Annotated in this window: 9 protein-coding genes and 2 pseudogenes; 9 read left to right on the top strand and 2 right to left on the bottom strand. The window is 74.4% G+C overall.

Annotation, left to right across the window (positions count from 1 at the left end; genetic code table 11):
• Positions 1-140 precede the first annotated feature (140 nt).
• The 3 genes from ACIQFZ_RS14895 (at position 141) to ACIQFZ_RS14905 (ending at position 5,275) form a co-directional block, all read left to right on the top strand.
• Positions 141-1,697, top strand: a complete 1,557-nt coding sequence (locus tag ACIQFZ_RS14895; protein ID WP_402691372.1) for a cellulose binding domain-containing protein — start codon at positions 141-143, stop codon at positions 1,695-1,697.
• Positions 1,698-1,896: 199 nt separating this feature from the next.
• Positions 1,897-4,281, top strand: a complete 2,385-nt coding sequence (locus ACIQFZ_RS14900; protein ID WP_402691373.1) for a phosphoketolase — start codon at positions 1,897-1,899, stop codon at positions 4,279-4,281.
• A 304-nt stretch (positions 4,282-4,585) separates the two neighbouring features.
• Positions 4,586-5,275 (top strand): response regulator transcription factor, encoded by a 690-nt coding sequence (locus ACIQFZ_RS14905; RefSeq protein ID WP_365436826.1) that lies wholly within the window; start codon positions 4,586-4,588, stop codon positions 5,273-5,275.
• A 38-nt stretch (positions 5,276-5,313) separates the two neighbouring features.
• On the opposite strand, the pseudogene ACIQFZ_RS14910 reads toward ACIQFZ_RS14905, so the two are convergent.
• Positions 5,314-5,987 (bottom strand): annotated as a pseudogene (locus ACIQFZ_RS14910) (CBS domain-containing protein).
• Between the two features lie 226 nt (positions 5,988-6,213).
• Between ACIQFZ_RS14910 and ACIQFZ_RS14915 the strand changes: the two are divergent.
• From ACIQFZ_RS14915 to ACIQFZ_RS14925, 3 genes and pseudogenes are all read left to right on the top strand, one after another.
• Positions 6,214-7,101 (top strand): pyridoxamine 5'-phosphate oxidase family protein, encoded by an 888-nt coding sequence (locus ACIQFZ_RS14915; protein WP_365436829.1) that lies wholly within the window; start codon positions 6,214-6,216, stop codon positions 7,099-7,101.
• An 80-nt stretch (positions 7,102-7,181) separates the two neighbouring features.
• Positions 7,182-7,543 (top strand): annotated as a pseudogene (locus ACIQFZ_RS14920) (enoyl-CoA hydratase); the annotation flags it as partial.
• 113 nt (positions 7,544-7,656) lie between these two features.
• Entirely contained in the window at positions 7,657-8,655 is a 999-nt protein-coding gene (locus ACIQFZ_RS14925) for an Acg family FMN-binding oxidoreductase (protein WP_365777552.1), read from the top strand.
• 97 nt (positions 8,656-8,752) lie between these two features.
• Here ACIQFZ_RS14925 and ACIQFZ_RS14930 read toward each other — a convergent pair whose 3' ends face one another.
• A complete protein-coding gene (locus ACIQFZ_RS14930) occupies positions 8,753-9,175 on the bottom strand; it encodes a pyridoxamine 5'-phosphate oxidase family protein (RefSeq protein ID WP_365437656.1) in 423 nt (140 codons plus the stop codon).
• A gap of 511 nt (positions 9,176-9,686) precedes the next feature.
• Here ACIQFZ_RS14930 and rsgA point away from each other — a divergent pair.
• The 3 genes from rsgA (at position 9,687) to ACIQFZ_RS14945 (ending at position 12,922) form a co-directional block, all read left to right on the top strand.
• Positions 9,687-10,808, top strand: coding sequence for a ribosome small subunit-dependent GTPase A (gene rsgA, locus ACIQFZ_RS14935; RefSeq protein WP_402691374.1), 1,122 nt, complete (start codon positions 9,687-9,689; stop codon positions 10,806-10,808).
• Positions 10,809-11,012: 204 nt separating this feature from the next.
• Positions 11,013-12,413, top strand: coding sequence for an AlkA N-terminal domain-containing protein (locus tag ACIQFZ_RS14940; RefSeq protein ID WP_402691427.1), 1,401 nt, complete (start codon positions 11,013-11,015; stop codon positions 12,411-12,413).
• Entirely contained in the window at positions 12,410-12,922 is a 513-nt protein-coding gene (locus tag ACIQFZ_RS14945; RefSeq protein WP_383058884.1) for a methylated-DNA--[protein]-cysteine S-methyltransferase, read from the top strand. The genes ACIQFZ_RS14940 and ACIQFZ_RS14945 overlap by 4 nt, the downstream gene beginning before the upstream one ends.
• The last annotated feature ends 8 nt before the right edge of the window (positions 12,923-12,930 follow it).

Here is a 12,930-nt window from a genome sequence, read left to right on the forward strand (position 1 = left end):
CACGGGATCCGTCACGACAATTGCATGCGTGGCTTGTCAGTTGTGTCAAAGGCGTGAAAAGCTCGTGCTCTGCCGGAAGGTTCCCCCCAACTCCTCCCTGTGCGCAGAGAGTTGACCTCGCCCGTGGATGCAGGAGACCCATGCCCGACCTGCCGAGCCCCAAGGACGCGACCGAGGCCGCGCTGTTCTCCGAGTGCTGGGACGCGGTGCTCTCCTACGCCGACCTGTGCACGGCGGGCTCCGGCGCGGCCGGGCAGCTGGCCACGGAGGCGTTCGCCGCGGGTCTGCGCGAGGTCAGGGCCGCCGAGGCCGGTGCGTCCCGGGGCCGCCGTACGCCCCGGCTGCCCGCGATCCCGCTGACGCTGACGGCCGTGCGCGCCACCGCCGCGTCCTGGGAGGCCGGCGGACTCGGCGACTGGCTCGACCCGGACCTGCGGCTGTGGCTCAACTCCGACAAGGCCGCCCGCTACACCGGCCCGCCGCCGCACCGCCCGCTCGCCCTGCGCACTCTGCGGGACCTCCAGGAACCGGACGCCGCGCTGCTGTGGCTGGCCGAGGTGGAGGCGCTGCCGTCGACCGTGGTGGCCCGCCGGCTGGGCCTCGACCCCGCGCGCGTGTCCGAGGAACTCGACCAGGTGCGGGCCCTGTTCCGGGACCGCTGCCGCCGCAACCACCTCGACACCCCGATGGACGCGGAGTGCCGCGGCTACGCCGGGCTGCTGGACGCGGTCACCCGGCCCGGGTCCGCCGCCGAGACCCCCGAGGACCTCTCCCGGCACCTCGCCACCTGCGAGGGGTGCGCCCAGGCCGCCGCCTGCCTGCGGCCGCACGGCGGTGGACTGCCCACCGCGCTGGCCGGCGGTGTCATCGGCTGGGGCGGCCTGGCCTACCTGGAGCGCCGCCGCCGGGCCGCCGAGGTGCGCCTCGGCACCCACCGCTCCGCGGCGGCGGACATGGGCGGGGAGCCGCAGGAGGGCGCCGCTCGTGCGCGGGTCGTGCGCGGTGGCCTGCTCGCCGCGGCGGTCGCCCTGTCCGGGCTGGCGCTGGCCGTGTCGATGATGCCCTTCGGCAGCTCGGCGAACGACGCCGAGCGCGATGACGACAGCCGCCGGCAGGTCGCCGGCGGCCGCCCGGCCGGCGACCCGGATGCCGCCCCGCCCGCCGCCGACCCCATGCCGTCCGCCTCCGTCGCGGCCTCCGTGTCCGCGGCCCACGAGTCGTCCGCGAGCGGTGCGGCGACCCGGTCCGGCCGCGAGAACCCCGATCCGGAGCCGCAGGGCACCGCCTCGGCCACCGCCGACGGGGGCGACTCGCCCGATCCCGCGACGGACGGGCCCGGGGCGGGCGACCCGGCGACGGGCGGGCAGGGGAACGGCGGGACGGGGGTCTGCCGGGTCGACTACGACCTGACGAACGAGTGGACCGACGGTTTCGAGGCCAAGGTCACCGTGACCACCGCCCGCTCCCTGGACGCCTGGCGCGTCGCCTGGTCCTTCCCCGACGGGCAGCAGGTCGGCCAGATGTGGGACGCGACCATCGCCCAGAACGGCTCCCGCGTCACCGCCACCGCCGCCGAATACAACAAGTCCGTTCCCGCGAACGGCACCCTGTCCTTCGGCTTCCTCGGCACCTGGAACGGCCGCAACTCCACGCCGTACGACTTCACGCTCAACGGTCACAGCTGCGCGACGGCCTGAACCCGGGCCGCAAACGGCCCGGCGCCCCGGACAGCCCGGCGGCCCGGCGGCCCGGCGGCCCGGTCCGAGGAGTGACCCGAACGGCCCTGTCGGGTAACCGGGCGGGGCATGGAGGGTGGGAGCGTGTGCCACCGGCACGCGGTACCCCCGACCCGTACGCGGTACCCCCGACCGCTGTCCCGACCCGGAAGGAAACCCGATGTCCGTCGAGACGCAGCAGGCAGCCGCCGGGCTCACGGACGAGGAGCTCGCGACGCTGGACGCCCACTGGCGCGCCGCGAACTACCTCTCCGTCGGCCAGATCTACCTCATGGGCAATCCGCTGCTGGCCGAACCGCTGCGCCCGGAACACATCAAGCCGCGCCTGCTCGGCCACTGGGGCACCTCGCCCGGCCTCAACCTGGTCCACACCCACCTCAACCGCGCCATCAAGGCCCGCGACCTGAACGCCGTGTGCATCTGGGGTCCGGGCCACGGCGGGCCCGCCGTGCTCGCCAACTCCTGGCTGGAGGGCTCGTACACCGAGACCTATCCGGACATCACCCAGGACACGTCCGGCATGGCGCGGCTGTTCAAGCAGTTCTCCTTCCCCGGCGGGGTGCCCAGCCACGTCGCCCCCGAGACACCGGGCTCCATTCACGAGGGCGGCGAACTCGGCTACTCCCTCTCCCACGCCTACGGCGCCGCGCTCGACAACCCGGACCTGGTCGTCGCCTGCGTGATCGGCGACGGGGAGGCGGAGACCGGCCCGCTGGCCGCGTCCTGGCACTCCAACAAGTTCCTCGACCCGGTCCACGACGGAGCGGTCCTGCCGATCCTGCACCTCAACGGCTACAAGATCGCCAACCCGACCGTCCTGGCCCGCCTCCCCGAGGCGGAACTCGACGACCTGCTCAGGGGCTTCGGCCACGACCCGATCCACGTCACCGGCGACGACCCGGCCGTCGTGCACCGCGCCATGGCCGCGGCCATGGACACCGCGCTCGACCGCATCGCCGCCTTCCAGCGCGCCGCCCGCACCGACGGCGCCACCGAGCGGCCCCGCTGGCCCGTGATCGTGCTGCGCACCCCCAAGGGCTGGACCGGACCCGCCGAGGTCGACGGGCTGCCCGTGGAGGGCACTTGGCGCGCCCACCAGGTCCCGCTGGCCGGTGTCCGGGACAACCCCGAGCACCTGCGGCAACTGGAGCGTTGGCTGCGCTCGTACCGCCCCGAGGAACTGTTCGACGAGCACGGCGCCCCGCGTACCGACGTGCTGGCCTGCGTCCCGCACGGAACCCGCCGGCTCGGCGCCACCCCGCACGCCAACGGCGGGCTCCTGCTGCGCGAACTGCCCCTGCCTCCGCTGGAGAAGTACGCCGTCGAGGTCGACAAGCCCGGCGCGACCCTGCACGAGCCCACCCGCGTCCTCGGCGACATGCTCGAGGACGTGATGGCCGCCACCACCGACCGGCGTGACTTCCGGCTCGTCGGCCCCGACGAGACCGCCTCCAACCGCCTCCAGGCCGTCTACGGCGCCAGCGGCAAGGCCTGGCAGGCCCTGACCCTGCCGGTGGACGAGCACCTCGACCCGCACGGCCGGGTGATGGAGATCCTGTCCGAACACACCTGCCAGGGCTGGCTGGAGGGCTATCTCCTCACCGGACGGCACGGGCTGTTCTCCTGCTACGAGGCCTTCGTGCACATCGTCGACTCGATGGTCAACCAGCACATCAAATGGCTGCGCACCACCCGCCGGCTGCCCTGGCGGGCTCCCATCGCCTCGTTCAACTACCTGCTCACCTCGCACGTGTGGCGCCAGGACCACAACGGCTTCTCCCACCAGGACCCCGGCTTCGTCGACCACATCCTGAACAAGAGCCCCGAAGCGGTCCGGGTCTACTTCCCGCCGGACGCCAACACCCTGCTGTCCGTGGCCGACCACGCCCTGCGCAGCCGCGACTACGTCAACGTGATCGTCGCCGGCAAGCAGCCCTGCTTCGACTGGCTCTCCATGGAGCAGGCCACGGTGCATTGCGCGCGCGGCGCCGGCATCTGGGAGTGGGCCGGGACCGAGGACGGCATCCGCGAACCGGACGTGGTGCTGGCCTGCGCGGGCGACGTGCCGACCCAGGAGGTGCTGGCCGCCGCCCAGCTGCTGCGCCGGCACCTGCCCGACCTGGCCGTGCGCGTGGTCAACGTCGTGGACATCGCCCGGCTGCTGCCCAGCGGGGAGCACCCGCACGGGATGACCGACTTCGAGTACGACGGGCTGTTCACCCGGGACAAGCCGGTGATCTTCGCCTACCACGGCTACCCGTGGCTGATCCACCGACTGGCCTACCGGCGGGCCGGCCACCCCCACCTGCACGTGCGCGGCTACAAGGAGATCGGCACCACGACCACGCCGTTCGACATGGTGGTGAGCAACGACCTGGACCGCTACCGGCTCGTCATGGACGTCATCGACCGCGTCCCCGGCCTCGCGGTGCGCGCCGCGGCCGTCCGCCAGCGGATGGAGGACACCCGGCTGCGCCACCACGCCTGGATCCGGGAGCACGGCGTGGACCTGCCGGAGGTGGCGGACTGGTCCTGGGACGGCTGACCGGGACGTGCCCCCGGCGTGTGGGGCGACGGGCAGGATCCCATCCCCGGCGGGGGGGGGGGGGGGGGGGGGGGGGGGGGGGGGGGGGGGGCGGGGGCCGGGGGGGGGGCGGGGGGGGGCGGGCGCGGCCCCCCCCCCCCCCGCCCCGCCCCCCCCCCCCCCGCCCCGCCCGCCCCCCCCCCCCGCCCCCCCGCCCCCCCCCCCCGCGGCCCCCCCCCCCCCCCCCCCCCCCCCCCCCCCCCCCCCCCCCCGCGCTTCGGGGAAGGATCCTTGAGGAAAGCCGACACATCACAAGGAGCGACCGATGGCGGACCGTGAGCAGGCCGGACCCGACACCCCGATCCGGGTCTTCCTCCTCGACGACCACGAGGTGGTGCGTCGTGGGGTGCACGACCTGCTGAACGACGAACCGGACATCACGGTGGTCGGCGAGGCCGCCACCGCCGACCAGGCACTGGTGCGCGTCCCCGCCCTGCGACCGGACGTCGCGGTGCTCGACGTCCGGCTGCCGGACGGCGACGGCGTGACCGTCTGCCGCGAGCTGCGCTCCCGCCTGCCGGAACTGGCCTGCCTGATGCTGACCTCGTTCGACGACGAGGAGGCGCTGCTGGACTCGATCATGGCGGGTGCCTCCGGCTATGTGCTCAAGCAGATCCGGGGCTCGGACCTGGTCTCGGCGGTGCGCACGGTGGCGAGCGGCCAGTCGCTGCTCGACCCCAGCGCCACCACGAAGCTGATGGCACGGCTGCGCGGCGGACAGCAGCCGCAGGAGGAGCCGGACGCGCTGCCCGGACTGACCGACCGGGAGCGGGAGATCCTGGCCCTGATCGGCGAGGGCCTGACCAACCGCCAGATCGGCCAGCGCCTCTACCTGGCCGAGAAGACGGTGAAGAACCACATCTCCCGCCTGCTCGCCAAGCTCGGCGTGGAGCGGCGCATCCAGGCCGCCGTCATCGCCACCCAGGCCAAGGGCCGGCTGCGCGGGACCTCCTGACCGGTACCTCCCGACCTTCGTGCGGCGGTGCCGGTGCCTCATGCGCGGGTGGTGTGTCCGACGGCGTCGTCGCACCGGTAGATGACGTCGGTGCTCACCGACACCACGCCGTCGACCCCGCCGCACAGCCGCTCGATCACCGGGATGAGGCTCCTGGCCCGCACGGTCCCCTTGAGCGAGACCCGGCCGTCGGACACCCCGACCGTCACGTCCGCCGGGGTCAGCCCCAGGGTCCGCGCGAGCACGTCCTGGGTGATCTCCTCGAAGACGGCCTCGTCCCGGCGGAGGAAGACACGCAGCAGGTCGCCGCGGCTGACGACGCCCACCAGGGTGCCGCCCTCGTCGACCACGGGAAGCCGCTTGACCCGGTGCGCGTCCATCAGGCGCGCGGCCTCACGACCGTCCATTCGGGGCGCGCGCACACCGCCGGCGCCGTCATCAGGTCCTCGGCGGTGCCGGCGGCGGAGCCGCCGTGCCCGGCATCCTCCGCCCGGATCCCGGGCAGCAGGCCGGCCGGGTCCGGGCGCCCGGCCACCGTGCGCAGCAGGTCCGCCTCGGAAACCACCCCGACGGGACGGTCCAGCTCGTCGACGACGGGCACGGCCGTCACCTCGTTGTCGGCCAGCACCCTGGCGACCTGCTTGAACGGGGTGCCCCGGCGGACCCGGACGACTCCGCGGGTCATGAGGTCCTCCACCGTACGGTGTCGCATGACGTCTCTCCCTTCGGTCCGCCCGACCGGTTCGGGTGCGCCGGTCCGCGGTTCACACGCGGGCCCGCACTCTCCACGGTGGCGGCGGCGCACCCGCGCCCGCTTGGGCCCATCGCGCACGGAGGCGGCGCCGTTCGTCCCTTCCACGAGGGACCTCGGGCCCGTTGGTGCGGGCGGCGGAGACGGGCGATCCTGGAGGGCGGACCCCCATGAGGGAGGCATCGCCATGCACGCTCAGCTGGGCGACCGACTGGTCGTCGAAAGCCCGGTCACCGGCGACGTACGGCGCGACGGCGAGATCGTCGGCCTGCACCACGAGGACGGCACCCCGCCGTACGACGTGCGCTGGTCCGACACCGGCGAGGTCACGCTGGTGTTCCCCGGGCCCGACGCGCACGTCCGGCATCCGGGGGACGAGGAGACCACGGCCCGCGGACAGGCCCCCGCGGAACCCTCCGGCGCCGGGCCGGGCCGGCCGGGGGACTTCGGCAGGCGTCTGGCGGCCGCCCGCAGGAAGCGGGGACTGAGCCTGGAGGAGACGGCGGGCCGGGCCCGGATGTCCCCGCAGTACCTCGCCTATCTCGAGCAGCGCCCGTCGGCGCCGGGGACGGGGACCCTCGTGCGGCTGGCCGACGCGCTGGGCACCACACTGATCACGCTGAGCGGCGGCGACCAGGATCTGCCACCCGGGCAGGGACAGGCGCTGCTCCACCCCCGGCTGACCGACCTCGGCCCGGACGAGTGCCGGGCACTGCTGTCCACGCACGGAGTGGGGCGTATCGCGCTGACCGGCCCGGACGGACCCGCCGTCCTCCCGGTCAACTACGACGTGGTGAACGACGCCCTCGTCTTCCGCACCGAGCCCGACGCGGCCCCCGCCGCGGCCGTCGGCCACGAGGTGGCCTTCGAGGTGGACCAGGTCGACGAGACGATGAGCCAGGGCTGGAGCGTGCTGGCGGTCGGCCGCGCCGAAGCGGTCACGAATGCCGAAGCGGTGCGCCGGCTGGAGCAGCGGGTCCACTCCGACCCCTGGGCGGGCGGACCGCGGACCCTCTGGGTGCGCATCCGTCCCGCTCGCCTGACGGGACGCCGCATCACTCCCGCGGACCGGTGAGCGGGGCGGGGGCCGGGCTTCGGCCGGGCACGAATGGACGGGAAGGACAATCCACTTCTCGCGGATCCTGATTGCGCGGTGCGCGGCTTTTCCGCCGCTTCCCCGCGTCTTCCGGTCCTTCCCGTCACTTTCATGACACCACACGGGCCGCCGCGGCACCAGGGCCGGCCGGCCCCGGCCGGGCGGCTGCGGCGGACCTGAAGTCGGTCGGCACCGGGCGGGGCAACCGGGTCGCGGAGGGCGGCGACGGGCCGATGGGGCCGACCCGGATGCGGCTGTCCATGCCGGTGGTCACAGCACTAGCGGTCTGGAGCTGGCGCTGTGGTGCGATCTGCGGGTGGCGGAGGAGGACGCCGTGTTCGGTGTGTTCTGCCGCCGCTGGGGCGTGCCGCTGATCGACGGCGGCACGGTACGGCTGCCCCGGCTGATCGGCACCAGCCGCGGCCCGGTCGGGACCTGCGGCCCTGCCGAGGGCCCGCTGAGCCCTTCCGCCCCGGCCGGGCGGCGAAGGAGGGTGGACGGGCAAGCGACAAGGGAGCCCATGGAGGAGCCGTCATGCGGACATCGGCAGTCGACGCGACCACCCTGGAGAGCCTGCTGTACTCGGCCGTGGCGGCTCCGTCGATCCACAACACCCAGCCCTGGCGGTTCGGCCTGGACGCCGACACCCGGTCCATCCACGTCCGCGCCGAGTCGCGGTCCCTGCCGCTGACCGACCCGCGGCAGCGCGCCCAGCACCTCTCCGTGGGCGCGGCCGTCTTCAACCTCCGGGTCGCGGCGGCACACCTCGGCTGGGACCCGCTCGTGACGCTCCTGCCCGACCCGAGCGACCCCGGCCTGCTGGCCACCGTCCGGCTGTTCGTGGCGGCCCCCGACGCACAGCCGTCGTACCGCTGCCTGTACGACGCGGTCGCGCGCCGGCACACCAGCCGGATGCCCTTCACCGGGCGGCCGGTGCCGGAGCACATCGTGCTGGAGATGGTCAAGGCGGCGCGGATCGAGGGGGCGCACCTGGACGTCCCCGACTTCGCCGGCACCCGGCGCCTGCTGAGCCTGACCGCGCAGGCCGAGACGCGCAACGCCGCCGACCCGGCCCGCACCGCCGAGACCAGGGCGTGGGTCAACACGCCGGACATGCGCCTCCCTCACGGCATTCCGCTCACCTCGCTGGGCCCCCGGGACACGGCCGGGCGGATGCCGATGCGGGACTTCACAGGACCGCTGCCCGGGCTGCGCCCGCCCGCCCTGCGTTTCGAACGGCACGCGCAGGTGGCCCTGTTGTGGACCCCGCACGACCGGCGGGAGGACTGGCTGCGCGCGGGGCAGGCGATGGAGCGGGCCCTGCTGGTGGCCACCCGGTACGGGGTGCGCACCTCGATGCTGCACCAGGCGATGGAGTGGCCCGACCTGCGGGCGGCGATCGCCGCCCCGAGGCTCCGGTGCCACCCCCACCTGCTGATCCGCTTCGGCTACGGCCCGGAAGGCGGCCGCACCCCGCGCGCGGCCACCCGGGTGACCCCCGCGGAGGAGACACCGGCGGGCCCCACGGACTGAACGCACACGACGAGGGGGCCGGGCGGCGCACCGTACGCGCAGCCCGGCCCCTCCGTGCGCTCAACCTCCGTGCCGTCAACCGGTGACGCGGGACCGCTCAATTGGCGACGCGCAGATCCGTGAGCTCCCGTCCGGTGACCATGGTGGCCTCGATGCGGATGAAGACGTCCTCCTCGATCGGCATCCAGGAGCGCGGCCCGGTCCGCATGAGACGCTCGTGCTCGACCGGATCGGTCACCACGGTGGCCCGGCCGGTGACGACGACGCTCCAGCCCGACCGGCTCTCCGCGTCGAACGCGTCCGCCTCGAAGGCGACCACGACCCCGTCCACGGCGCGGACGAGGTCGGAACCGGCGGAGGTGCGCAGCAGCACGGACGCGTCCGCCGCCAGGGCGAAGTTGACGGGCAGCACCGCGGGCAGCGCTTGCCGCGTGTAGACGACACGGCCCACCGGTACCTCGGCCATCAGGCGCAGGCACTCCTGCCGGTCCATCGAGCGAAAGCCATCATTTTCGGACACCCTCCCATGGTCGCCGCGCACCCGGCCCGCCGTTAGGGCCTGTTGGCCCACATCTTCGTTTGGTACGCGGTGGCCAACGAGACCGACCCGGCGCCGAAGCGCACACGCGAAACCCCAAAGCCGGGCCTGGACGGTGAACTGACGCAGGCGCTGGTGCGCTCACGCCGGCTCTTCACCCGAGCGGAAGGCCGCCCCGGCGCGGCTGGGAGCGCATCGGGTGACGGCGGGCGACGCCACCGTAATTCGGTGGCGCCGCTTCCCCGCGCTCCCCTACGGTGAGGCTCGCATCACGCGGAGGCCGGCGGCCGACGCTGCCGGTTCACAGAGCTCGCTGAGTGCGCTGAGTTCTTGCGGAGAAAGAGGAGGTGTGACCCATGGCTGTCTCGGTAATGGGCGCTGCCCGCAACGACAGGACCATCCACTCCACCTCCGCGGCCACCGGCTGACACCTCCTGCACGCCCGCGCGCACCGTCGCGGGCAGTCGGGGCCGCCCTCGCGAAGGGTTCCCCCTTGCGTTCCTCCGCTTCTTCCGTTCCTTCCGTTCCTTCTTCCGTCTCGCCGCACCCTCTCGCCCCCTACGGCTGGGACGAGGGCTGGGAGTCGGACTTCACCCCGTACACCGCCGAAGGCCTGCTGCCGGGCCGGGTGATCCGCGTCGACCGGGGGCAGTGCGACGTCGTCACCGCCGGCGGTGTGCTGCGCGCCGACACCGCGTTCGTCACGCCGCACGACCCGATGCGGGTGGTGTGCACCGGCGACTGGGTCGCCGTCGAACCCGGCGGCAACCCGCGCTACGTCCGCACGACGCTGCCCCGGCGCACCGCCTTCGTGCGCTCCACCTCGTCCAAGCGGTCCGAGGGTCAGATCCTCGCCGCCAACGTCGACCACGCGATCGTCGCGGTGTCCCTCGCGGTCGAACTCGACCTCGGCCGCATCGAGCGCTACCTGGCGCTGGCCTGGGAATCCGGCGCGCAGCCGCTGATCGTGCTGACCAAGGCCGACCTCGTACCGGACGCGACGGGACTGGGGTATCTCGTCCAGGACGTGGAGACGAGCGCGCCCGGTGTGCCGGTGCTGCCCGTCAGCGCCGTGACCGGCGACGGGCTCGACGTCCTCCTCGCCGTCGTCTCCTCGGGCACGTCCGTGCTGCTCGGGTCGTCCGGAGCGGGCAAGTCCACGCTCGCGAACGTGCTGCTCGGCGATGACGTGATGACCGTACAGGCCGCACGGGACGTCGACGGCAAGGGCCGGCACACGACCACCACCCGCAACCTGCTCGCACTGCCGGGCGGCGGCGTGCTGATCGACACCCCGGGGCTGCGCGGAGTGGGCCTGTGGGACGCCGAGAGCGGCGTCGGACAGGTGTTCTCCGAGATCGAGGAGCTGGCCGGGCGATGCCGGTTCCAGGACTGCGCCCACGACAGCGAACCGGGATGCGCGGTGCTCGCCGCCGTCGACGCCGGTGAGCTGCCCCAGCGGCGGCTGGAGAGCTACCGCAAGCTCCTGCGCGAGAGCCAGTGGATCGTCGCCAAGACCGACGCGCGGCTGCGCGCGGAGATCCGGCGGGACTGGAAGCGCAAGGGCGCCGAGGGCCGGGCCGCGATGGAGGCCAAGCGGGGGCGGTGGCACTAGGGCCTCTCGTTTGGATCACGCCGGGCTCGCGGGGTCTGGTGCCGTGCCTCGCGGCGTTGTCGTCGGTTGGCAGGGCTCCGCTCACCAGACCCCGCTCCCTGATCCGGCCTGATCCAAACGAAAGACCCCAGCCCGTCATGTCGGCCGTGGTGTCCGATATCCGCCAGCGGCATCCCCGGGCGGGGGCGGACACTGGACGGCGTGATGGACGAGGACACCAGGTACGAGGCCGTACGCAGCCGGGACGGCCGGTTCGACGGGGAGTTCTTCTTCGCCGTGGAGACGACCGGGATCTACTGCCGTCCCAGCTGCCCGGCCGTGACCCCCAAACGGCACCACGTGCGGTTCTACCCCACGGCCGCCGCCGCGCAGGGCGCGGGTTTCCGCGCCTGTCGGCGCTGCCGGCCGGACGCGGTGCCCGGCTCCGCCGACTGGAACGTACGGGCGGACGCCGTCGGGCGGGCCATGCTGCTGATCGGCGACGGCGTGATCGACCGGGAGGGCGTCGCCGGGCTCGCCACGCGGCTCGGCTACAGCGAGCGGCAGGTGCGCCGGCAGCTCACCGCCGAGCTGGGCGCCGGGCCCGTCGCGCTCGCCCGCGCCCAGCGGGCGCACAGCGCGCGCGTCCTGCTCCAGACCACGGACCTGCCGGTCACCCAGATCGCGTTCGCGGCCGGGTTCGCCAGCGTGCGGCAGTTCAACGACACGATGCGGTCCGTCCACGCCGCGACCCCCAGCGAGCTGCGGGCCACCGCCCGCAGGGCACGGGGCCGCCGCCCCGCGGCGCCCACCGCCGGGATCCCGCTGCGGCTCGCCCACCGGGGCCCCTACCAGGCCGGCCCCGTCTTCGACCTGCTGGAACGCGAGGCCGTGCCCGGCGTCGAGGAGATCGGCGGCGCGCCCGGCCGGCGGACCTACCGGCGCACCCTGCGCCTGCCGTACGGCACCGGGACCGCAGACGTGGACGAGCGCTCCGGCGCACCGCGGACCGGGTCCGGCGCGCATCCCGGCGGCTGGCTGGAGGCCCGGCTCCACCTGACCGACCCACGCGATCTGACCACGGCCGTACAGCGGCTGCGCCGGCTGTTCGACCTGGACGCCGATCCGTACGCCGTCGACGAGCGGCTCGGCGCGGACCCGCGGCTGGCCCCACTGGTCGCCGCCCGGCCCGGCCTGCGCTCGCCGGGCTCGGCGGACCCGCCGGAGACAGCGGTCCGGGCGCTGGTGGGACCGGCGGCCGCCGCGGAGCTGGTCCGGCGCTACGGCAAGGTGCTGGACGCTCCCACAGGGACGCTGACCCACCTCTTCCCCGAGCCGGCCGTCCTCGCCGAGGCCGAGCCGGACGGACCCCTGGGCGCCCTGACCGCCGCCCTCGCCGACGGCACGGTGCGACTGGACCCGGGCGCCGACCGCGACGACACGCATCGGGCACTGCTCGCCCTGCCCGGCCTGGAACCGGCCACGGCCGCCGCGATCCGCACCCGGGCCCTCGGCGACCCCGACGTGGCCCCGCCCGGCGCGGACACCCCCGAAAGCTGGCGCCCCTGGCGCTCGTACGCCCTGCGGCACCTGCGTGCCGCCGAAGAGCTGGAGACCACCCCATGACCACGCACACGCACGCGACCCCCACCGGTACGACCTACTGGACCACCCTCGACAGCCCGCTCTGCCCCCTGCTGCTGACCGCCGACCCCTCCGGCGCACTGACCTCGCTGTCCATGCCCGGCCAGGAGGGCGGTCGCGAGGCCCAGGCCGACTGGCGGCACGACGCCGGGCCCTTCCGCGAGGCGGAGGACCAGATCCGCGCCTACTTCGCCGGTGAACTCAAGGAGTTCCGGCTGCCGTTGCGCACCTCCGGCACCGCGTTCCGGGAACGGGTGTGGGCCGCCCTCGACGACGTTCCGTACGGCTCGACGACCACGTACGGCGAGATCGCCGCGCGTATCGGCGCTTCCCGCGCCGCCGTTCGGGCCGTCGGCGGAGCCATCGGCGCCAACCCGCTCCTGGTGCTGCGCCCCTGCCACCGCGTGATCGGCGCGGACGGTTCCCTGACCGGCTACGCGGGCGGCCTGGAGCGGAAGGTGCGGCTGCTGACGCTGGAGGGCGCGCTGTAGGCGCCGGC

The sequence above is a fragment of the Streptomyces sp. NPDC093064 genome (assembly GCF_044754605.1).
Lineage (GTDB): Bacteria > Actinomycetota > Actinomycetes > Streptomycetales > Streptomycetaceae > Streptomyces.